Here is a 20549-nt window from a genome sequence, read left to right as displayed (position 1 = left end):
GAGTTTTCTCTAATCGACTGGCAGGAGTATCCAGAGATGAGGTCTTCCACAGTTGCAATGTACTGAGCGAGAAAGCAGGCTTAAACCGCTCCATGAGAGGAAAAGCGTGAGCCGATTGACGTTCCATGTTGGTAGTCGACGACTCATCGCTTGTCCAGTCAAGGCTTGAATGCGCCGTATCGGACTCGGGATCGGATGAAAGACGGATTCAACCATTCGACTCCGCTCATACTCCGCATCTCCTAACTGATCAGCTTTCACGAGGGCCGTCTGTAGTGCAGTGTCCTGCTTCTCACTCTCTGCGCTTTTGTCGTCTACAAAATATACTCCAGCTCGGCTCAGGCTCGGTAAGAGAAGGAGTCCCACGAAACTCCAGAGAGTAAACCACAGGCTCATAGTGGCAACGCCTGAGACCGTGAGCAGTGAGCTTTCATGGGGAACAAGGCTGATTGCTATACCCCCTATCATCCAGAGCATACTTGCCATAATTCCTTTGATGCGAGCCCCCGAGAGAATCGCAATTCTCCTTCGAGCAATCATGACACTGAGCTCTTGCTCGCTCAGGGTCGCAATCCATCGCTCTGGAATAACAATTTTCTCATTCCCCGGTAATCCGATAATCCCACCAGTAAATGATTCTCCCGGGTCGCTTATGAATTCAACGGGAACAAAGTCATGTCGAGATTGTGCGGACCCTCTTTTCTGACTGGGAGTGAAAAGCGAAAAGAGTGCTCCCTGAAGAGCGAGCTGTAAGAATCCGAAGACAGGAAAGAGTACGAAAGCTCCTAAAGGACCAACAGCTCTCGCAGTTACGATAATGGAAGTGCCGAACAATGCGTAGAGCAGGACATGGAAGAGGCTTGCTCTTCCGAGTCTTTTGAGAAATTGAATCAAATCGGATGGTACTCTGCGATAAGCGAGAGGAAGAAGATAGCCACCAGCAAATTCGAAGGGAAAGAGGAAGAAGCTTACAACGCCGAAAAAGAGAAAAAGTTCAACGAACACCCTCTCTACGGAGGCACCTACGCCTGAAAGCGTCATGAATGGAAGTCCAGTGATGAGCGCGAGGCAGCTAGCCACTACCATCCACCCGACGCAGGTAATACCAATAAGGAGACGGGCTCGAGCGTAGGTTAACCCTTCGGTCTCAGTGGACGTGTGATTGGCGGATATGAGGTTGGGGGTACCGGCATGGTTCGTGTCGTGTGCAACTGCAGTTTTCATGGTTTTCGCCTCCTTTCGATTTCCATGCTGACAGCTTGATAGTCGCGAGAGACCTCCGATACTTTCAGAGAAGATCCGAAAGAGGGGTAACGTGTTGAAATAGGGTATTATATAGTGCCTTAGGTCGCTTCATCGTAAGGATATGCCATTGTTTTCAACTAACGAGGGTTGCCTTGGATGAATCGAACCCTGTGATAAATAGAACCCTGCGATGAATAGAAAACGAGTCTTCTGTCAACGTTCTTGGCAAGTGATCATCTTGCTCCTCTTTGGATCGCTGTTTTTCTTTCCCTGCCTCGGAGGTGCACAAGAGAGAGCCTTTCATCAGATTACGGTCACGGATATCGATGGCAATCTGGTTCCCCTCAGTAATTACCAAGGTCATGTGGCACTGGTAGTGAATACGGCTTCTCGATGTGGTTATACTTCGCAACTTGCGGGACTCCAAAGGGTCTATGAAAAGTATTCACCGACTGGATTTGTTGTTCTTGGTTTTCCAAGTAATGATTTCGGAGAGCAGGAGCCTGGGACAAATGAGGAGATAAAGGCATTCTGCAGCAGGAGCTACCAGGTCACCTTTCCTCTGTTCGCAAAGTCTGTCGTAAGGGGGAGTGAGAAGAGCGAGCTTTACACCTTTCTTACCCACTCTACGAATCCGATTCGAGAGGTTGGATGGAACTTCGAGAAGTTTCTTGTCTCAGGTGAGGGTATCGTTTTGGCTCGTTTCCCATCTCGAGCAGAGCCTGAATCAAGGACCGTGATTGAGAGTATCGAAGCGGCTTTGAAGTCTTCAGGGTGATTCTCTTCTAAGGTTGTTCTGATCGAGTTGTCTTGCATCCTCGTAGCCTGTAGTCATTTTCTCATCTCACTGAGCAAATGACCTGAATCAGATAGCACAAAGCGCTCTTACCTCTCCTCATCTACGTAGGAGATCAGGGCTGTTACGGGTTAAGAATACGGTGAACAAGGCCAGGGCGCTTCAGTTCGATACGGAGTATGCGTGATGGGCTGGGGACGCAAAGCACGTGTCGTATTTCAGGCAATAAAATGAAAGAAGGGGGGGTCGCCTGTTAAGTATCTATTTTGCTTAAAGATTCGAATTTTCAATTTTCTCTAAAACTAGGCCGAACTCATTTAGTTCAATTTTAAGAGATGATATCGTGCCGTACCCTCGAGAGGAGTTAACTGATAAGAATGAAGAATATGCCGAGTTATAATAGAGAACCATCGACCGAAATGGATTTCTCACAAGTCAAGCTACCAAAACGTCCATCCTCTCCTTCCTCAGAAACGTCAGATTGCCGCGAGACATTCTACCGAGAGCAGGTGCTCCCTTTTGCCGAAAAGCAGGCAGACCAGTTTTGTAGAAACATTTCTCTTAACCCATCTGAATGGGATGATATGGTGCAGGACTTTCGAGTAAAGGCATATGAACTTCTTGATAGGAACTTTGATTCAGACCAAGGGAGTTGGAAGGGATACCTTGGCAAGTCTCTGAAATTTAGAGTTATTGATACGCTCAGGGTAGAGAGAGGGAGGGCGGTTTATAAAAATTATCAGAAACTAGAGGAAGCCCAAGATGAGCACTTGAAAGACTCAGGGAGGCATCTACCGCTGCATGACGACCGTATTATTGAGAAAAGCCAACTCGAACCGAAAAAAGCGCAGGACGCAATTCAGAAATGGAGGGTTGTGCGACCTTCTTCTCTCTCAGGCGAAACTGAGGGCATTGCTTATGAGGAAAGTATAGAAGTCCAGGAGGAGCTTGATAGCTTTCAGTTTATGATTCGAGACCTTCCCCACCGGCACCAAGTTGTCTTGGAGCATCGCTTTGTAGGGGATGAGACTTTCAAAACGATTGGTGAATCTTTAGGGGTTACTGAAACTCGTGCGTGTCAGATATGTAAAGAAGGTCTCCAGCGATTAAGAAAGCGGTTGTCGAAGTAGGGCATCCATGACTTCTGCCACAAAGAGTTCTCTCCTCGTCTCTTCCTTGCTCGCCGCCTAGAGCTTTCCTATTGCGTTTAACTCTATTTCAAGCTCTTTGCGAGACAGTTGCTCGATGGGGAGTTCAAGAAAAAGCGTAATTCGTCTTTCAAGAGAATGAAAAACATCATCGAATACTGACTGAACCTCTTCCTCTGTTCCTTGCGCGAGTGCTGGGTCTGAAACACCCCAGTGAGCTTTCATTTGTGAGCCGAGGAAAACTGGGCAGGGTGTTGAGGCCGCGTTGTCACAGACGGTAATAACAAGCTCGATGGGAATTTCTTGAAAGTCATCCCAAGACTGGCTCTTGTAATGTGATGCAGCTATGCCGTTCTTTTCCAGGGTTTTTATAGCAACTGGATGAACAGCCCCCGTCGGTTGGCTGCCCGCACTGTATACTGAGAATCGACTTCCTGCGAGATGATGAAAAATAGCCTCAGCCATGATGCTTCGGCACGAATTTCCAGTGCAGAGGATTAGAATGTTTTTCATGAATCCGCTTATTTTTTTGTGCTATCACATCCACCAGAGGCGCCAATCGACATGAGAGATGGGGAACAGCAGGAGTTTTCTTCGTTCGAGGCATCAGCTGATAGTGAGTTCCGCGAAAAAATCTGAGCATCTTCCATCGTGTGATAGGCCTCCCACGGAATTCCATCAGGATCTTTGACCCATGATTTATCCGAATTCGCATAGCAGCATGTCGTTTCTCCCTCATCGAATAGCGAGAGGTCTGCACTTTTCATCTGTTTTCTCAGAGTCTCTAGCTCGTCCAAGGAGTCAACTTGAAGTCCAAGATGATCGAGACCAGATCTTTCTCCTCTCGTTGAAATTGCGAGGTTCATTCTCGGATCCTCAATCATCCATTTTGCGTAGTCGGGCTTTTGTTTTGTGGGACCTATCCCGAGCATCGCTGTATAGAAGCGAATTGAAGCCTCTAAGTTCTCTACCGTGATATGAAGATGTAACCGTTTCATTGTGAGCCCCTCTCAAAATTAGAGAATTCATTTACGAGATTCTCAGTGAGTTGAATTGGCAGTAAGAGCATGGATGAGATGCTCTCTTAATTACTCGCCTCTTCCCCGCTCCTCATTTTCAACCTCTGCAACCTGCTCGTCGGAGAGCTGTAGAAAGGCCAGCATTTGGCGAATGAGCATCTCGTAGTCTTCTTTCTTCCCCATGTTCAGGCGGTATTCATTAATGACCTTAATTTGCATGTCCTTTTCCCACATATCCCAGGCCTGTTGAGAGATACATTGGAAAATCCGCTCACCAGTTTCTCCAGCGAAGGGCGCTTTTGAGAGCCCAGGAAGCTCTGCTCCGAGCTTTTTACACATGACCAATCGTTGTTCTGACATATTTTTCCTTTTTTTCACGAATTTTCACGAGTGAATGAAATAAAATATTCATCATAACCACATGAAAACACTAGAAGAATTAATTTTTTCTGCACTCTCTCTCAATAGTTACATATTTGGGGCGGAATTTATACAAAACCGTGACAAGCCCTCCTTTTACCTCTGCCAGACTGCTCAACATCAAGGTTTTCCCGAAGTGGAGGTATTTCTTCGGGTCTTTTAAGGAGGATGGGAATGGAACAGGCGAGTAACTTTACACAAGCAGAGAGAAAGAGTGATTTAGACCTCGTGCGTGCATGTCAAGCTGGGTGTCAGGAAGCATTTCTTGAGCTGGTTGAGCGTTATACAGAGAAAGTCCAGCGTCTTGCCATGAGAATAACAAGAAGTGAGCAAGATGCTGAGGATGTTGTCCAAGAAGTTTTCATTACATTATATACGAAAATTAAGTCATTCCAGGGAAAGTCGGCATTCTCAAGCTGGTTATTCCGAGTCACCTCCAATGCTGCTTTCATGAAGCTTCGAAGTCGTCGTAAGCACGCTGCATCATCATACGAAGAGATGGTAGAGGTAGGAGCTCCTATCAATAATGTAAGAGAGCGGAGTGATGCTTCCGATGTGGATTATCTTTCTGTACGACATGAATTACGGAGTTTTATTAATCAAGCAATAGAAGGGCTCCCGTCCGAGTACCGGTACATTTTTGTTCTGCGTGATGTTGATGGCTTGTCGAATCAGGAAGTTGGGGAAGTTCTCGGTATAACAGTGCCGGCGGTTAAATCTCGTCTTCATAGAGCAAGGTTAATGCTTCGGAAGAAGTTAAGCCGTTATTATCAGGAGTACTCAACGAGTGAGCTTCTTGCTGCTCCTCTCGCTCGAAATGGTTGGGAGAGTGAAGAACGACAAGCAGCTTAGTGTTATCTTTGCACATTGGTTCATCTAACAGGCGGAAGCCCCTGTTTGAGGCGATTGAGGAAGGATGTTCATAACGAGCAGCCTGTGCTCGGAAAAACAGGAGAGAGTTCCGCAGAAACCGCCCGTTACGGCACTCGCTCTAGAGAACTGAGAAGAAAGAGGTTCGAAGAAAAGGATACAATAATAACTATATAACCTATTGATAATAATGAATAAACCATTTTATCCTTAAGGCGTACAGCCCCTTCGTCGATATCTCCTATAAGTCCGGGAGTATCGAATAGCACTCCTGGTTATGTGAACACGGAGTAATTTAGACGGGGTTTCATGTACGGAAAAAATGCCCACAATCAATACCAAGCGGTCCAAGTAACCATGACTGACAGGGGACGACTCCTGTTGATGATGTACGAAGGGGCCTTGAAATTCCTCCGTCAAGCGAAAGCTGGTTTGGAAGAGCAGGATATCGCAAAATTTTGCAGGTTCCTGAGTAAGTCGCAGGCGATCATTGCAGAGTTGATGAATACGCTTGATTTCGATAAGGGTGGGAAGATCGCTAAAGACCTCGATCGTCTTTATGATTTCATGTTGTTCTACCTCACAGAAGCGAATCTCCACCGAGATCCAGAGCGAATTGGGAAGGTAATCGGATTACTTGAAACGGTCTACAAGGCCTACAAAGAGATAGTGGAAGAGGAGAAAGCACAAAAATCCGCTTCAGAGTCTACTACTGAATCTCGAGACAAAGAGGAAGGGAAGGAAACTCCTCGTCGAGTACAGATCAGTCTCTAGTACGCCCAGCAACCATCAGTCGCCCTCCCAAGAGTATTTGCCGATTGAGGCGCTCATACTTCAGTCGGTTTGCCAGAGTGATAACTGGCATAGTGTGATTACTGGCACTGCTAAAAACCTCCCCAGAGCTCCCCTCCTTTCGCCATCAATTTTGCGGGCACAATTTCTTCTTTCAACATGAGCTTCCTAAGGGTCTGCATATTGTCGGTGTAGTGAAATCCGTACTGCTGCGGTGCTTTGCCTCGTCGATTTCTGAGAAGTGGGACGAGTGAGCGTGTAACCCCATCTTTTGTTTAACTAAGTTAAAACAAGCTCTGGCGGAATTTGTCATTTTCCTGCTAGCCTGTCCAAGACAGTGTTTGGTGCTCCAACTTGGTCAGTGCAGGAGCTGATGTGGCACCCTTCGGTAGAATAGGGAGAGGCGGAACAGGAGAGAGTCAGGGTATGGCAAGGGATGAAGCGGCAACGTGTTCAGCGATGTCTGTAAGCAAGACTTCTTTGGATGATGCTTCTTTGGAGGACGGCACGGCAGAGGGCCGCAGCAATACAGGTATGAGCAACGATCAGGATCGCATCAGTCAGGACTTGGCTCGCGTGCCGTTAGGGTGGACCTCTCGAGACTGGCTCAGTTACTGGACGAGAGATGACGCAGAGCATGAGAAGTCCCACCACCTTCACTTTTGGGCTCCTGTAGAGCCGCTTGATAACTCAACCCTCATAGTCTCACCGCTCAAACGGAGTGAGGGAATTACTGGTCTTCTGCGATTTTACAACTCGAATGGAACTTTGGTGAGCGAGAGCTCTATTGCCGCTCGACATGGTCAATTAGCGCAGCTCCCCTTGTCGGCATTTCTCGACGGTTGCGAGACCGATCAGGGTTTTCGTCATTCTCATTTAGAGCTCATTACGTCTTGTGAGTGCCAGGGAGAGATTCAATTCTCATCGCGTTTGAGGTCCTCTTTTCTCACCGCTGCTCACCGGCTATCCGAGCGTGAGTCTAGGGCTGTTCCGTTAACTCTGTCGACAAATTCTCGTCATGTGGTGGCACTGATCAATCCGCACGATGTGCAGTGTGTGGTGAAGTGTCGACTTTTCGTCGGCACACGGAGTCCTGAAGAAGTCTGTCTATTGCCTCCCCATGGAACGGTGCTGATCTCGCCAGAGGTTCTTTATGCGTCAGTGATTAACGACCTGAATAAGAAAAAGAATACAGAGCGATCAGTGGGTGGACAAGGAGCACAAAAGCGAAGTGGGTCCCGTGATGCCTCCAAGCGTGCGCCGCACGGGAGACATTTTTCTGGTCCCATGCAAGGGAGTAATGATGCCCTTCAGGCGTATTTAAAGCTGACTACACGCTCTGGAAAGTCTTTGGGGTATCAAATTCTTGAAGAGCGCAGTTTTGGGCAAGATGGGCGAACGTATGGAGTGTTAAGCTGATGAGTGTGTGGAGTTGGACCGGATTCGTTCCATGTGGTGGTAGTGCAGCTGCATCTGTGGGAAGGAGCACTCCAGATGTGTTACTTCATTTCTTCCCATTAGCAGAGGGTGTTACGGCCCCGCATCCCGTAGAGGCCGTTGTTGATCTCTTTGCTGCGGGGCGATTATTAGGACGACGGTCTTTTGATGGTCTGAGGCTCAATCAACCAGACGGAGTTGATCTTGCTGATGTATTCCCCGAACTCTTCCGTTCTTTAAGAGAGACCGCCTCGCGGTCTATCTCTAAGGGTGCTATCACGAAAGACCCTAGAGCTCGGGAGTTACGTGAAACTCAAAATGAGAATGTGCAACGACAGCAGGGGGCGAGCCCTCAGTGGAATTTAAGTCATCTCACTGCGGTGCTGAATAAAAATTCAGAAGATGGTGAACATTCGGCTCATGAAAATGAGAGAAAAGAGATGCTTCCCAGCGGAGATTTTGGAATTTCAATTCAGCTTGGTGCAAGTCAACCTCGGGTCGATCTCTCTCGTTCTCGGATAGTCATTGAGATACGCTATCCCTCTCATACGCTTCGGTATCACGCTGTTCAAGCGGGACAAGAGCTTGGATTGAAAAGCAAAGATGTTCTTCTTTCCGATGAAATTTCTATTTTTGCGCAAGATGGCTTTGAGACTCGAGTGGTCGAAATCAATGCGGACCCAGTTGATGAGGCAGTTCGACAAACATCAGCGCAGGGCGAAGAGGGTGAGGCTCAGAGTGCGGAGGAATTTGCACAGAGCTCTGCCGGATACAGTCTGGCTTCGTATGAAGTCTCCAGAGGGCACCTTCCAAATTCAGGAGGACGCGTCTCTCGCTTCGGCTTCGAGTCAGCGGGTAGGCTTCCAAGGGCAGCCCCTTTTGAGAGTGATTCAGGTTTTGAGGCTGGAGATGGAATATCTCGTTTCTTAGTTCGTTATGAGTCGGCCTCGTCTCTGCCAATTTCTGTGAGGTGTTTATGAAGATTACGATCTTTTCCCCGCACGGGGAGCTTTCCCCAGCGTATGCTACTACCTACATGATGGTGCACTATCTCCACTCGCTCTGTATGGATGTCACTCAGCTGCAATGTAATGGTGCTTTTTCGGTCTGTGATAGAGATGTGGAAGCGGATGGCGGAAGGACGATTGAGCATTGTCTGCGGTGCAGCGCCGAACAGCGAAGCTTTACCGATTTTAGTGGAGCACGGGTGCGGAAAGTCACCGATTTTCTGGCCGTTGATGACCTTCAGCAGAGCCGTCAGTGGGTTCTTCAGCGAAGTGCGGAGGAGCTCTGGAAGGGCGAATGGTTTTCGATTCCAATCGTCGAGCTCATCGAAGCAAGCTTTCAGAATGTCTCTGGCGATTCGCGTCCTCGCTTTGAAAGTCAAAGGCACGCTGCCCTCATTAGGCGATTGGCCCTGGCTGCAATCCGCATGACAGTTGCTGGAGGGAAGTATCTGAATCAGCAGCGCCCCGACTGGCTCTGGGTCTCATCAGGGGAAGACATGCTCACGAAAGCACTTCTTTCTTCAGCGCGGGTGCAAACATCCGCAAAAACAGGAATGCAAATTGTTCGTTTTCAGTCTGTTCTTGAGGGCCAGATGGTTCTTGCTCATCGTGATGGGGACCATCAGCCATATCGAGTTCAGAATATTGTTGATTCACTTATTGATGTTCGCTCTGATATTGAGACTTGGCCCAAAGAAGTGTTACATGAATTCGATGATTTCTTCGGATATCTTGGGATCTCATGCTCTCAGCTGAGTCTTCCAGTAGCTCGCTAGTAACGGTAATATCAGATTTGTAATCATACTGACGCTATGAAATTTTCTTCAAAGCACGAAAATATTCCTGAAGATGAATGGGTATGGGGACGAGAGACCCTTGTGTGGGGGTATGAAGCAGACCATGCGTATACGCTGAAGATATTAGCTCCCAAGGTCGGTCGAGAAGGCTGCCTCAGCCTTCAGTACCACCATCAAAAGAGCGAGACGTGGTTCGTCCTTTCAGGCCAGATTTGGGCTCTGATGATTCAATCCGGTCAAATTATTACTCGAGTTATGAGCAAGGGCGATTTTCAGAATCTACCGACTGGGACGGTGCACCGCATGATGGCGATTACGGAAGATGCCAAGGTGTTGGAGAGCTCTACTCCTGATAGGCATGCAGCAGATAAGTCAGTTCCAAAAGATGTTGTGCGATTGCACTGTGTTCACGGCCGTGATTGTGAGGAGTATGAGGCTCCCGAGGGGAGACTTCTTGTCGAAAAAGCAATTCTCGTTACCGAGGAGGCAATCAGGCAAGTAGAGCTTGGGCACATTCCCATTGAAGATGGATTAGATCTCTTGGAGGGTGGGAGCAAGATAAATTTTTAATCTTTCCTTCGCCTTAAAATATGACCTTCCAAGGATTGTGCTGTCGTTAACAGGGAATCTTAGACTGTGACTCTTATCGCAGTGACTCTTATCGCGGGTACATGCCCAGCTAGTCGGAGTGCAGATAGAGCGAGCTTGTGTATGAACCATTAGACTGGCAGGTGGCTTCCCGACTTTGAGTTCACTACTATGTTTCTGGGATAAAAAGCACTACGTTTTTGTCATCTGGCAAAGTCGGGTATCGACTAAGGTTTAATGGCTTACATGTTCTTGTTTTGAACATATCTGCTGTCATTCGTGAGATGATTCGGTGTGGTTTTGCGCCTCGCTGAGGAATGGCAATCTGATAAAGAATTCCTGGATTGTTTGACCAGATGCACTGAATATTTGGGTCAGCCTTCTCGTGAGGCTTGTCAGCGACCCGTAAAAACGAGAATCCGTTATTCCTAGAACCGAACGAGCGTAAGGCGGCTGGAGAGAATGTCCCACTTCGAGAGCTGGTAAGAGGCGTAAGGGTATGCTGCACTTCTAGCGTGATTTCAGCATGTCCCGTTGATGTTGGCCCCACTGCTCCATCACTCGCAAGTGCTGCTGTGGGAGTGCCCGCGGTCAAAGCAAGAAAGACGCAGAGAGTAAGCAAACGCTTGCTGGTGGTTGATTGGCTTTGATGGGTGGTTCGGGGATAATGGGGTCGTCCTGACATACGATATGGCTCCTTGCGTCAGCTACTCCGAGCAGCAGCTATTCATTATTCGTTCTCGCTATAGTCTTCCCCCTTCTAGAATCCCCTCGACTTTGTAGCGAATATGTTCTCTCCCGCTTGTTCGGAGGAGATATTTTGGATGACACCACTCCTTGAGAGGGTTCTTTCCCCCTCACACTATAGGGTTTATGCCTCAAATCGCCAGAGGCTTTCTTGAGGGTGAAAAGAGAGGATCTGAACAGATGATTCTGCAATATTTTGGGGAAGATATCGGGTTTCGGGCAGTCGATACAGCATGTTAGACTTCCTGCATGGTGCGAGCTTGTCAAAAATCGGTCTGGCTTTTCTTCCCGCTGCTGCTGGGTTTTCCATTCCTTGCATTTGGCGATGTTATGATCACCCTCTCTTCTGATATTTCTCTTGGAACGTGGTCTGGGACAGGGGGAGTCAGCGGGACGTCGTCTGTCTGTGTTTATCGAAGTGATAGCTCTAGTTATTCAATCACGCTAACAAGTTCCTCGGGGGATTTTGAACTGCAAAAGGTTGGTGACACCATTCCGTATACTCCTTCTTTCAGTGATTCAGGCGTATCGGGAACGTATGTCACCCTTTCTTACGGCACCGTGCAAGACTTTAGTGGTGCAAACACTTCAAGCAGTTCGTGTTCGGGAACTTTTAATGCTGGATTTCGGATAGAGATATCAGAGGCAAATCTATCAGCAGCTACGCCAGGCTCATATTCTGCAACTCTGACTCTTATGTTGACACCAGGATAGGTATAGATTTGGAGGAATTGATGGGAGAGTTCGAGCATGGAGGTTCGGTGAAAACAAACAAGAATATCCTTGGTGGAGGATTGCTATTGAAGTTTGGATTATTTCTCATCCTCAGTACAACGATATTTTCTTTCTCGGTTGCCACACCCTTGCATGCTCAAGTCACGGTCAATAACGTGATAGTTACTTTTCTTCCAACAAAGCGACCGATACAAAATGTTCTTGTCGGAAACTCCTCTGAAAATCCCGCCTATGTTCTTGCGCACGTAGAAGTAATCTTAAATCCAGGAGAGCAGGGGGATAAGGTTGAGCCTTCTAAGGATATACTGGTGTCCCCGAAGACATTCTCAATCGAGCCCTTTGGAGAGAGGGCTGTTCGTATGCTGTTAAGAAAGGTGCCGACTGAAAAAGAAAAAGTTTATCGCGTTCTCTTTACGCCGCAAGACAGGGGATTCGGGCAAGAAGTGAAGGAAACGGTCAGTGGGCGAACAGCAAGCATCCGTGTTCTTACCGGTATGGGGGTGCTTGTATTTGTGCAACCCAAGAATCCACTGGGGCATTTAAAGTGGAAGCGGACAAAAAACAAGATTACTTTTACAAACGTCGGGAATGTTCATGTCGAACTTGGGGAAGGGAAAATGTGCGTCAATGAAGACTGTAAAGAGGCGCCGCGTAAGAGAGTTTATGCGGGACAGACCTATGAAATTCCTGTCAAGGCAGATCGGAAGATTGAATACTTAATGAGAACGGGATCTTTAGCGGGATTTGAGGCGGTAGAATTACCAGCGTTAGAGGGAGAGAGCATTGATGGAGAATTTATTCCGGGTAAGCGAGTTGCAGACTAGCTGTCTTCAAACAGCTGTCTTCAAACAGCTGTCTTCAAACATGGGTAGTTAAGTTATGATTCAAAAACGAAAACAAGGAAGCTGTTTTTTGTTTGTGTTTCTCATGTTCCTCGCAGTTGCAGCAGGTGCTCAAGATGACGTACGCACGGATAGTGAGGTCATAGAGGTAACACATGATCGTATTCATGTTCAAATCGTTGAAAGAGGTGTGGGGGAGTCTTGCCGCATGGAGGTACAACATCCGGCTTCCCTAAGTACACGTTCCTTTCGACTGGCAAATCATGAGCGACTGGTGGTTGACTTGAAGGGAGTGGTATTGCCTCGAGGACGAGTAGTGAGGGTTAAGGATTCCTCCTGTGTATCAGCAGTCCGTTTTGGTATCCAGCCGAAGGCCTCCCGAATCGTATTCGATTTATTCGACACCATTCCGAAGAAGTATGCGCTAACACCCCGGGATAAGAGCTTCTCACTTGTCATTGGAGGCGATTCAGAGAGTGCTCCTCTTGATGAGGTTAGCGATCGGGGTTCAGCGGTGAAGGATGCGAAAGAGATTCCTGCTCCTCGGTCAACTGATGAGGTGGTGTCTCAAGTCGCTACTTTGGAGACTGAGAAAGCTCAATCCGTCGTTGCGACGGATGAGAAGATGAATCGAATGGAAACCACAACTGTGATAGACAGTGAACTTCCAATTCCGAGGGTAGCTGAGCTCACTGATGAAATGGATGAGCATCTCACCGGTGTTGAAGCCCCATTTGCTCTCGATACCCCGGTGATCGAGTTTTCGCGAGGGGATAGGAGGGTAGCAAATGTTACTATTTCGAACACCAGTCAAGTTCCACTGACGTTCTCTACGGGTAGTTTTAGGATTCGAGATCCAGGACTTTCAAGTGAGGAGCGCGTTGCTGATAGTAAGATGCTGGTTTCACCGAAGATGTTTTCATTGGAGCCTGGGACGCGTAGGCAGGTTCGAGTTGTTCTCACAGGACCTCCCTCCGCAGCAGAGGATGTGTTTCATGTTGTGGTAACAGCCTTGGAGGGGTTTGAGAATATCAAGGTAGCTTTAGATCGGGAGGAGTGGGCAGAAGGTGCCATTCAAGGGAGAGCAACCGTTTTAGTTCTCGCTAGTCGTACGGATACGCTGCCAGAGATGACAGTACGCAATGATGACTCGGGCGCTGTTATCGGAAATAGTGGCAAGAAAAGTTTTCTCCTCGATGGTATTTCTATCTGCCCATTGGATGGTAAATGTACCACCATTGCCAGTCAGAGATTGTTTCCACGGATGGAGGTGCAATTTGATGTGCCAGAAAAGGGATATCTTCAGTTCTTGAAAGTTGCTGGAACGAATGTTCAGCCACATCGTATTGAGGTTCCCCTCGAGAATATTGAGGGTAAGGAGTAGCGCCGGCGATGTATTCCCTCACACTACATCCACAGTACTTAGGGTTGTTCAGGAAGAAACTTCCTCTGAAATGGATTGCATTGAGTCTAATGCTATTCATTTTCTCTGTGGCCTCGGTGCGGGGGCTTATTGCGCAGGAGAAACCATCCTTAAATGAACTTCAGGAAGTAACTGATGAGAAACCTGAGGCTGAGCAAGACGATATGCTCTTTGATGATCGAGAAGAAGAGGGTGTCGAGCGTACCTTATTTGACTTATATGCATCAGACTCATTTACTGGAGGCATCCTCGCTAATTACACCGATGCTTGGTGTGAAGTTGATGATCCAATAGGAGCGCTTGAACAACTTCCAAATATTCGTACTCAGCGGCTTGAGGATGCAAGAAGCCTTCTTCTTGGGCGGATAGAAAAAGAGCGGTCTATAGAGGGTATTGGAAGAGTTCTCTGTGATATCTATACGTTCCGTCTTGTTATTGAACTCGAGCCGCAGTTTTTTACTGCTGAAACAATGGGTTTACCAGGGTATCTTCCTTCTCCTGAAGGTGGTTTTTCTTTTCAGCAAAATCTCGGTGTTGCAGCAACTCGTGAGGTGAGTGGTACTACTCAATCTGCGTTTACTCACCGTTCTGTTATTGGCAAGGGGCGATATTTTGGACGCTTCACCGGTGCAACTCGGCAAGATGGAAGTTATGAGTTGCTTGAGGCATCAAGTTACGGCTATATCGGAGATTTCGAATTCGGAGCAGGCTTTATAGAGACAACGGGGCAGACGTTTACCAATAGCTTACAGTTTTTAGGTCTGCGCGCTAAAACGTCCGATAAAGTTTTGTTGGATCCCCAGGATGGACGAGGGAGTGTTTTGCAAATCTTTGTCCCATCTCGTGCCCGAGTTGAATTCTATCGAGCTGGTCGTCTGTTGACGGTGCAGCTGCTTGATTTTGGATTACAAGAGATAGACACCAGTCGCTTCCCACAAGGAAGTTATGATGTTGATGTGGTAATTACCGAAACAAATGGTGATGTTACGACAGATAGGAAATTTTTCACGAAGTCAGGTTATTTAACGATTCGTGGACGTCCTTCGTATGACTTTCAAGTAGGGGTTACACGAGAGGAGTTTTCACTGGAACAAACGCCTGTTGCTTATGGTGGGGTACAGTGGAGAGCGAGTGATTACTTTGATCTTGGCGGTTCAATTTATGGAACAGATCGATTAGCTGTTGCTCAAGCTCAGATGAACGGAATTTACCGTGATACCTTTTTCGAGGGGAGTTCCTCGCTCTCTACCCGGGGAGATGCTGGTATTAATGGAAATATCTCCTATACCTTCTTAAATGCAATGACTCTCAGCGTAAGTGGAGCAAAGACCATCAAGATTTCTAACAAGTCTCGACTAGCGAATCCTTCTCCGGCCCCGTTGCCAGAAGAAGAAGAAACACCGAACTTCATTGCAGATAGACAGCGTTTGCGAGAACTCTTGTTTCAGGATCGCTCCTTTTATAGTGTCCGCCTTCGGAAGGGAATTGGGGCGCTAAGCTTTAATTACCAAATGCAGGGGGAGCGAGTTGGAAATGGCTTGCTGAGGCGCTCGCGTGGTCCGGCTGTTGGATGGCAGGTTTATGAGGATGGAAAAAACTTCGTTCGCCTCAATGCGCAAGTGTTTGAAACGGAAAGAGGCGGTGCGAGAAGTGGGACTCTGAGTTATAGACGCCGATTCACGCCAGAATGGAGCTTCAATTCTCAAGTCGGTTATTATGATCGAGAGGAGCAGGAGGAAGTTGTCGGGTTGTTGACATTAAACTATGTACAACAAAAGCGAGCCATGTATGACACAAGGCTATCTCTTAGCTCTGAAGCGCGTAAGCGGAATGGGAATCTCGGTGAAGACGGAAATGGAATGGTATATTCCCATCAGCTGACAGCCGATTACGGTGGAGATTACTTGTACGGACGAGGATTTATCCGAAATCAGCAGGGTGGAAGTGCAGGGAGTAGCTCTTTCGGTATTAATGCCGAAACTGCTGTTATTGTTGGTAATGGTGGGACAGCGGCACTCTCCTATCCAATGGCTCAAGAGGCGGTGTTCATTGCTAATTTAAAGGGGAACATTCCAGGAAGGAAATTTGAGCTTCTTTTGAATAATCAGAGGTATGATACGATTACGAGTGGTAAGCGCTCGGCAATTAGTGTACCACCCTTTCAAATTTATAAAGTTTCAATCAGACCAACAAATCCAAATGAATTGATCGATTATGATACCACTTCCTATAGGCTTACCTTTTATCCGGGTAATGTCATCGAGAAAACCTGGGAAATGGTGAAGATAACGATTATACTCGGGCGGCTCGTTGATGAGGATGGGAACCCTATTGCGCTTCAGAGGCTAAAAGGGACTCGTGAATATGTTGCTACTGATTCTGAGGGGTACTTTCAGGCTGAGCTGGCTGGTGATGAAGAATTGAGTGTAGAAGTCAATGGAAAAACCTGCATACCTGAGATGCCCTCATATCAAGAAGAAGACTTCTTTACTGACCTCGGAGATGTCATTTGTAAGTAGTATTTTCTAGTCATCTTTATCACTCTGAAAAAATGGAGAAACTTCGTAGTTATGACTAGTAATTTCAGAAATATTCTCTCTACGGAGAAGCACTCGCGTTCTTCGCAGGTTTACCTAAAAAACGTGCTTTTCATTGTGGTGGCTACTCGATAAGCATAGTTAAATCATTACCTTATGTCGCCTCAAGCACCTCTCGAGGTTGGTTCGCTACCATTCGTAAAGAGTTCATTCAGCTGCTCCGATCCCTTACCTTGAAGGTTGGGGTATAGACCTTCATGAGAAAGCGAAGGGACGTTTCCTCATTAACAAACTGGCTAGGAGCCCTTAGAGAATGGAAGCTGTACGGAAAATAACTTTAGTACTAGGAATGGTACTTTTCATGAATGGAACGGCGCTTGCCGCAACCAACCCTTCAACTGCGACTGAAAATTCATCGACAGGAACTTCAGACCTCAGTGTTGGTATTCCCGTCTTGTATCGCATATCAGCGATTGATGATTTAACAGAGGCTACTTACGTAGACAATACAAGCTCACCCGCATTATCAATGAACGATGATGTCTGTGTGTATACGAACCACGCAACGAGTGCAAACTACAACATTCAGTTTACAGGAAGTTCGACGGCTACAACTACTGCCGTAAACACTGGTAATAACTCGTCAGGAAATATTTTTGCAATTTCCAACGGTTCAACCGACCAGCACATTCCTTATAAAGTCTATTGGAACGATGCTACTGGAACTACAGGACGTACTCAAGTAGGAACAGAGGGGGGATCACAGGCATCTACTGGCTCCAACCAAACATCAGCTTCTCGAGATTGGCAGTGTAGTACTGAAAGTGGTACGAACGCTAACTTCTCAGTAGATTTTGACCGCGAAGATATACTCGATGTACTGGCAGGAACGTATACAGGAACTCTAACCATCACCCTGTTACCTGGAACTTGATTGGTAGTGTAGTACCGGAAACGGTCCTAAGGGGACAGGTACGAGTACGAGGAAATTAACAACACCGCCAGTCATATTACCCAAAGCTCTCTTGAGTTGCGTGTCTGAAAAGATACTGACTCAAGGGAGCTTTTTCCATTTCACCTGTTTCGAGTAAGAGGATAGCACTTTTGATCTGGAGAGAGATTCTGTGTCCGTTACTTAGAGCTTGCAACTATCACAACAAAAGCCAAGTGTAAGCCACGTTTTCGTTTTGGCTTAGTTCGGTTTACTCCTTTCACTCCCAATGTCTTCCTCGCTCCTTTGGGAGGAAGACAAAATCTTCAAGAATGTTTAGTGATTACATAATTTTAGCAGGATAACCTGCTAAAATTATGACTTTTCCTCGTGTGAGCGCATCTAAATCTCTATGGAGAGGGACTATTTCCACCAGATCAAACCGCGACGAAGAACGGTGCGTTTAGTGCTGCTAGCTATGCTGTGGGGTATGGCGGCTGTTTATGCCCTTTTTCATCCAATCTGGCTCTATTCCCTTTCAAATCCTTCCGGCCCTGGAACTTCATCCTCTTCTGCGTCGTTAGATGTTGATATCACTATTCCAGTCTTATTTCGAATCAGTGATATCAGCGATCTGAACTTCGGTAATTTTACTCAAACTGGAGCATCGAAGATTACTCTGGATGATGATGTATGTGTTTATACGAATGATTCCAGTGGTGAATATCGGATTACGGCGTCTGGTAATGGAACAGCTTCAGCATTCACTCTTTCGAAGTCTGGGGATGAGTCTGCTCTTCTCTCTTATGTCGTGAAATGGAATGCTCAGTCAGGAACGAGTGGCAACTTTGATCTCACTGCAGGGGTTACGTATCCAAGTAACCTGAGTGGTGCTAATACGAGTTCTTCATCCTGCCTTACCGGACTTTCATCAACGGGGAATTTTCAGGTATCAATCTCTGTTGATGATATTCTTGGTAGTAACTCAGGAACGTACACTGGAACTCTGACGATAAACATCTCAGCTGCTGTCTAGAAGTAGCATCCGAGCAATTATTGCGATTATAGGGAGGGCTCTTTATCTATCTCCGTTAGAGCACTTCAATCTCCATCTTCCCTGACCATTCAGTATGGGGTGTAAGCGATACAACTGATGCAGCAATCGCTGGTTCAAGACAGACAAACGTGCGATAGTCGACGGCCTCCATGTCTTCTTTCTCCAAGCAATAATTGGGTTCGGGACTCCAGAGTACAACCTCTGGAAAGTTCTTCTTTGATATTTTTAATGAAATATTTTCTAAAGTGTCTCTTATGTGAAAGGTGTGTGGAGCCCCCAAGTATACTCTATTCATTGGTTCCCCAAGCCGCAAGATCGCCTCATGCTCTGACTTGATAGTGAAGTTATGAAATGCATCTTCGTATTGTAAGTTATGAAACCCAGTAATTTCAGCGGAAGAGATATCTCCGATATGAAAGTATGGATGAAATCCTCCTCGAAAAATCAGATCGGAGGCACCAGTATTCAGCACAGACAGCTCGCAGTGCAGCGCTTGCTCTAAGAGTGTGATATGTAAACGAAGGGCAAACTTTTGATCCGGCCAACAGCCAGTTGTTATTTTCTCTTCAGAGAGTTCGAGAATAATCTTCGCGCTGTTATCTTTCCTGACAGAAGCCTCAATCACCGTCCAAGGCAAGTGTCTTGCAAAACCATGAGCAAGCATAGAATCGAGCGGGGGACTTTGTGTTAGCTCTCGTCCACCAAACTTTGGGAAGATTATCGGTACGCCACCGCGAATGCTGTCGGCTTCAAATTGACTCTTCCGACTGAGATAGAATACCTCATTTTTCCCACGTGGTCTCCAGGAGGTGATGTGGGCACCCTTTAAGAACATTTCAAATGCGCCAAGAGCTTCATTGCGAATGCACAGCTTTGTTAGGCCATCAACGCCTTTTTGAAAAGAGAGGGCAGGGCACTCTCTGCTAAATTGCTTGTTGAGTAGCGCTATCTCACCCTCAGAATCCCCATTATACGATGCGTTTCGATCTAGCACAGACCTCCGATATCAAGAGCATTCTCTGGTTGAAATCTCACTTTTTTCGGAAGAAGTCCTCCGGCCCATCTTTCAAAAGCTGCATGAAGTCCGCATCCGATGAGAGAATGAGCGTTGAATCATTACCGAGCCCTTCGCGGTATGCTTCAACAGTTCGATAAAAGTCATAGAACTTTTCATTCTTCGAGATGGCATCAGCATAAATCTTTATAGCTTTTGCCTCTGCTTCCCCTTTTATAGACTGAACCTCCCGATACGCCTCGGATTGAATGGACTGCAACTGTTCGTCGGTCTCCCCACGAATCTCCTCACGTCGACCACTTCCAACCGAGCGGATTTTTGCTACAATTCTATTTCGTTCAGTAATCATTCGCGTAAAGACGTTTTCTTCTACTGATTTTTCAAGAGCAACACGCTTTAATTGGATATCAACCAGGTCAATTCCATATTTTTTAAGATCCTCTTGTGTTTGGTCAATTATTCGCTGGGTAAGAGCTTCTCTTCCGAGCGCAATTTGCTCAAGATCCCCGGATATTTCTTCATCTGCAATTTGCTCAAGTGCCTCTTGGGCTGCAAGCGCATCACCTGAAAGCTCACTATTATCTTGGGACAGAGCTTTTGGGGAGTCAGCTTTGTCTTGCGCAAACCGTTCAATGATATCATTGGTGTTGCGGACGGTCTCAACCAGGTCATTTTCGGCAATTACTTTGTTAGTTGCACCAATGATGACCTTACCCAGACGTCCGTTCACTTCATCCATATCAGAAAAGGTTCTTCGGAGGAGTATCGGATCGGCTATTCGAAACCGTGCTGTCGTATCGACAATAATATTGTTCTTTTCTTTCGTGGTAACCTCTTTCGGCCTTCCGTCCCAGTTGATGATGCGCTTCTCGAAAAGCTCAACGTGTCGCCACGGCAATTTGAAGAAGAGTCCTGCGTCTTTCTTCGCAGGCTCAATGATCCGTTGGAATTCTAGAACTACAGCCTGCTTTCCTTCTGGAACGATGAAAAAGCAGCTGTATATAAGGCCGCCGACTATAAGTACGAGCAGCGCGAAAAGTGGTCCGAATCTTTGTATCATGATGTTTCTTCCTTCTTGGTCCAGAGACTAATTCTTCAAGTGCCTTTTAACGTGTCTGTGCTGTTGGAGAGCGTCCTTCATTT

Annotated in this window: 21 protein-coding genes; 14 read left to right on the top strand and 7 right to left on the bottom strand. The window is 46.8% G+C overall.

Annotation, left to right across the window (positions count from 1 at the left end):
- Window positions 1-9: 9 nt before the first annotated feature.
- A complete protein-coding gene (locus EBR25_02960; protein NBW39943.1) occupies window positions 10-1224 on the bottom strand; it encodes a hypothetical protein in 1215 nt (404 codons plus the stop codon).
- Between the two features lie 211 nt (window positions 1225-1435).
- Between EBR25_02960 and EBR25_02955 the strand changes: the two genes are divergently transcribed.
- Both EBR25_02955 and EBR25_02950 read left to right on the top strand, forming a co-directional pair.
- Complete coding sequence (locus EBR25_02955) at window positions 1436-2023, top strand: glutathione peroxidase (GenBank protein ID NBW39942.1); 588 nt, start codon at window positions 1436-1438, stop codon at window positions 2021-2023.
- 395 nt (window positions 2024-2418) lie between these two features.
- The gene (locus EBR25_02950) at window positions 2419-3171 is read left to right on the top strand and encodes a sigma-70 family RNA polymerase sigma factor (protein NBW39941.1); all 753 of its coding nucleotides are present in this window, start codon (window positions 2419-2421) and stop codon (window positions 3169-3171) included.
- Between the two features lie 57 nt (window positions 3172-3228).
- On the opposite strand, the gene EBR25_02945 is transcribed toward EBR25_02950, so the two are convergent.
- The 3 genes from EBR25_02945 to EBR25_02935 form a co-directional block, all read right to left on the bottom strand.
- Entirely contained in the window at window positions 3229-3702 is a 474-nt protein-coding gene (locus EBR25_02945; GenBank protein ID NBW39940.1) for an arsenate reductase ArsC, read from the bottom strand.
- An 8-nt stretch (window positions 3703-3710) separates the two neighbouring features.
- Window positions 3711-4187 (bottom strand): glyoxalase/bleomycin resistance/dioxygenase family protein, encoded by a 477-nt coding sequence (locus tag EBR25_02940; protein ID NBW39939.1) that lies wholly within the window; start codon window positions 4185-4187, stop codon window positions 3711-3713.
- 90 nt (window positions 4188-4277) lie between these two features.
- Window positions 4278-4568 (bottom strand): oxidative damage protection protein, encoded by a 291-nt coding sequence (locus EBR25_02935; protein ID NBW39938.1) that lies wholly within the window; start codon window positions 4566-4568, stop codon window positions 4278-4280.
- 228 nt (window positions 4569-4796) lie between these two features.
- Between EBR25_02935 and EBR25_02930 the strand changes: the two genes are divergently transcribed.
- From EBR25_02930 to EBR25_02905, 6 genes are all read left to right on the top strand, one after another.
- Window positions 4797-5480, top strand: coding sequence for a sigma-70 family RNA polymerase sigma factor (locus EBR25_02930; protein NBW39937.1), 684 nt, complete (start codon window positions 4797-4799; stop codon window positions 5478-5480).
- A gap of 327 nt (window positions 5481-5807) precedes the next feature.
- Window positions 5808-6272: a flagellar export chaperone FliS gene (gene fliS, locus EBR25_02925; protein NBW39936.1), complete on the top strand. Its 465-nt coding sequence runs from the start codon at window positions 5808-5810 to the stop codon at window positions 6270-6272.
- Window positions 6273-6716: 444 nt separating this feature from the next.
- Complete coding sequence (locus tag EBR25_02920; protein NBW39935.1) at window positions 6717-7709, top strand: hypothetical protein; 993 nt, start codon at window positions 6717-6719, stop codon at window positions 7707-7709.
- Window positions 7709-8707 carry a hypothetical protein gene (locus EBR25_02915; GenBank protein ID NBW39934.1) on the top strand — a complete coding sequence of 333 codons (999 nt, stop codon included), beginning with the start codon at window positions 7709-7711 and terminating at the stop codon, window positions 8705-8707. The genes EBR25_02920 and EBR25_02915 overlap by 1 nt, the downstream gene beginning before the upstream one ends.
- Complete coding sequence (locus EBR25_02910) at window positions 8704-9510, top strand: hypothetical protein (protein ID NBW39933.1); 807 nt, start codon at window positions 8704-8706, stop codon at window positions 9508-9510. Before EBR25_02915 ends, EBR25_02910 begins: the two co-directional genes overlap by 4 nt.
- Before the next feature lie 36 nt (window positions 9511-9546).
- Window positions 9547-10101, top strand: coding sequence for a hypothetical protein (locus EBR25_02905; GenBank protein ID NBW39932.1), 555 nt, complete (start codon window positions 9547-9549; stop codon window positions 10099-10101).
- 187 nt (window positions 10102-10288) lie between these two features.
- On the opposite strand, the gene EBR25_02900 is transcribed toward EBR25_02905, so the two are convergent.
- The gene (locus EBR25_02900; protein NBW39931.1) at window positions 10289-10804 is read right to left on the bottom strand and encodes a hypothetical protein; all 516 of its coding nucleotides are present in this window, start codon (window positions 10802-10804) and stop codon (window positions 10289-10291) included.
- 311 nt (window positions 10805-11115) lie between these two features.
- On the opposite strand from EBR25_02900, the gene EBR25_02895 reads away from it, so the two are divergent.
- The 6 genes from EBR25_02895 to EBR25_02870 all read left to right on the top strand — a co-directional run bounded on the left by EBR25_02895 (window position 11116) and on the right by EBR25_02870 (window position 18370).
- A complete protein-coding gene (locus tag EBR25_02895; protein NBW39930.1) occupies window positions 11116-11580 on the top strand; it encodes a hypothetical protein in 465 nt (154 codons plus the stop codon).
- 20 nt (window positions 11581-11600) lie between these two features.
- Window positions 11601-12425: a molecular chaperone gene (locus tag EBR25_02890; protein ID NBW39929.1), complete on the top strand. Its 825-nt coding sequence runs from the start codon at window positions 11601-11603 to the stop codon at window positions 12423-12425.
- Window positions 12426-12480: 55 nt separating this feature from the next.
- Window positions 12481-13827 carry an AMIN domain-containing protein gene (locus EBR25_02885; protein NBW39928.1) on the top strand — a complete coding sequence of 449 codons (1347 nt, stop codon included), beginning with the start codon at window positions 12481-12483 and terminating at the stop codon, window positions 13825-13827.
- 8 nt (window positions 13828-13835) lie between these two features.
- Window positions 13836-16385, top strand: coding sequence for a hypothetical protein (locus EBR25_02880; GenBank protein NBW39927.1), 2550 nt, complete (start codon window positions 13836-13838; stop codon window positions 16383-16385).
- A 331-nt stretch (window positions 16386-16716) separates the two neighbouring features.
- On the top strand, window positions 16717-17337 hold the full coding sequence (locus EBR25_02875; protein NBW39926.1) for a hypothetical protein: 621 nt from the start codon (window positions 16717-16719) through the stop codon (window positions 17335-17337).
- 487 nt (window positions 17338-17824) lie between these two features.
- The gene (locus tag EBR25_02870; protein ID NBW39925.1) at window positions 17825-18370 is read left to right on the top strand and encodes a DUF4402 domain-containing protein; all 546 of its coding nucleotides are present in this window, start codon (window positions 17825-17827) and stop codon (window positions 18368-18370) included.
- A 55-nt stretch (window positions 18371-18425) separates the two neighbouring features.
- On the opposite strand, the gene EBR25_02865 is transcribed toward EBR25_02870, so the two are convergent.
- Both EBR25_02865 and hflC read right to left on the bottom strand, forming a co-directional pair.
- The gene (locus tag EBR25_02865; protein NBW39924.1) at window positions 18426-19385 is read right to left on the bottom strand and encodes a D-hexose-6-phosphate mutarotase; all 960 of its coding nucleotides are present in this window, start codon (window positions 19383-19385) and stop codon (window positions 18426-18428) included.
- A 37-nt stretch (window positions 19386-19422) separates the two neighbouring features.
- Window positions 19423-20466, bottom strand: coding sequence for a protease modulator HflC (hflC, locus tag EBR25_02860; GenBank protein NBW39923.1), 1044 nt, complete (start codon window positions 20464-20466; stop codon window positions 19423-19425).
- Window positions 20467-20549 lie beyond the last annotated feature (83 nt).

The sequence above is a fragment of the bacterium genome, from assembly GCA_009926305.1.
In the GTDB taxonomy this organism is placed as follows: domain Bacteria; phylum Bdellovibrionota_C; class UBA2361; order UBA2361; family RFPC01; genus RFPC01.
This window is presented reverse-complemented; position numbering and strand designations above follow the sequence as displayed.

Excerpts from the sequence above, each read along its gene's own strand:
- EBR25_02950 (NBW39941.1), top strand. The coding sequence starts at position 2,419 with ATGAAGAATATGCCGAGTTATAATAGAGAACCATCGACCGAAATGGAT.
- EBR25_02895 (NBW39930.1), top strand. The coding sequence starts at position 11,116 with ATGGTGCGAGCTTGTCAAAAATCGGTCTGGCTTTTCTTCCCGCTGCTG.
- EBR25_02905 (NBW39932.1), top strand. The coding sequence starts at position 9,547 with ATGAAATTTTCTTCAAAGCACGAAAATATTCCTGAAGATGAATGGGTA.
- EBR25_02930 (NBW39937.1), top strand. The coding sequence starts at position 4,797 with ATGGGAATGGAACAGGCGAGTAACTTTACACAAGCAGAGAGAAAGAGT.
- EBR25_02910 (NBW39933.1), top strand. The coding sequence starts at position 8,704 with ATGAAGATTACGATCTTTTCCCCGCACGGGGAGCTTTCCCCAGCGTAT.
- EBR25_02960 (NBW39943.1), bottom strand. The coding sequence starts at position 1,224 with ATGAAAACTGCAGTTGCACACGACACGAACCATGCCGGTACCCCCAAC.
- EBR25_02875 (NBW39926.1), top strand. The coding sequence starts at position 16,717 with ATGGAAGCTGTACGGAAAATAACTTTAGTACTAGGAATGGTACTTTTC.
- EBR25_02935 (NBW39938.1), bottom strand. The coding sequence starts at position 4,568 with ATGTCAGAACAACGATTGGTCATGTGTAAAAAGCTCGGAGCAGAGCTT.
- EBR25_02920 (NBW39935.1), top strand. The coding sequence starts at position 6,717 with ATGGCAAGGGATGAAGCGGCAACGTGTTCAGCGATGTCTGTAAGCAAG.
- EBR25_02870 (NBW39925.1), top strand. The coding sequence starts at position 17,825 with ATGGCGGCTGTTTATGCCCTTTTTCATCCAATCTGGCTCTATTCCCTT.
- fliS (NBW39936.1), top strand. The coding sequence starts at position 5,808 with ATGTACGGAAAAAATGCCCACAATCAATACCAAGCGGTCCAAGTAACC.
- EBR25_02885 (NBW39928.1), top strand. The coding sequence starts at position 12,481 with ATGATTCAAAAACGAAAACAAGGAAGCTGTTTTTTGTTTGTGTTTCTC.
- EBR25_02955 (NBW39942.1), top strand. The coding sequence starts at position 1,436 with ATGAATAGAAAACGAGTCTTCTGTCAACGTTCTTGGCAAGTGATCATC.
- EBR25_02880 (NBW39927.1), top strand. The coding sequence starts at position 13,836 with ATGTATTCCCTCACACTACATCCACAGTACTTAGGGTTGTTCAGGAAG.
- EBR25_02945 (NBW39940.1), bottom strand. The coding sequence starts at position 3,702 with ATGAAAAACATTCTAATCCTCTGCACTGGAAATTCGTGCCGAAGCATC.
- EBR25_02915 (NBW39934.1), top strand. The coding sequence starts at position 7,709 with ATGAGTGTGTGGAGTTGGACCGGATTCGTTCCATGTGGTGGTAGTGCA.
- EBR25_02900 (NBW39931.1), bottom strand. The coding sequence starts at position 10,804 with ATGTCAGGACGACCCCATTATCCCCGAACCACCCATCAAAGCCAATCA.
- EBR25_02940 (NBW39939.1), bottom strand. The coding sequence starts at position 4,187 with ATGAAACGGTTACATCTTCATATCACGGTAGAGAACTTAGAGGCTTCA.
- hflC (NBW39923.1), bottom strand. The coding sequence starts at position 20,466 with ATGATACAAAGATTCGGACCACTTTTCGCGCTGCTCGTACTTATAGTC.
- EBR25_02890 (NBW39929.1), top strand. The coding sequence starts at position 11,601 with ATGGGAGAGTTCGAGCATGGAGGTTCGGTGAAAACAAACAAGAATATC.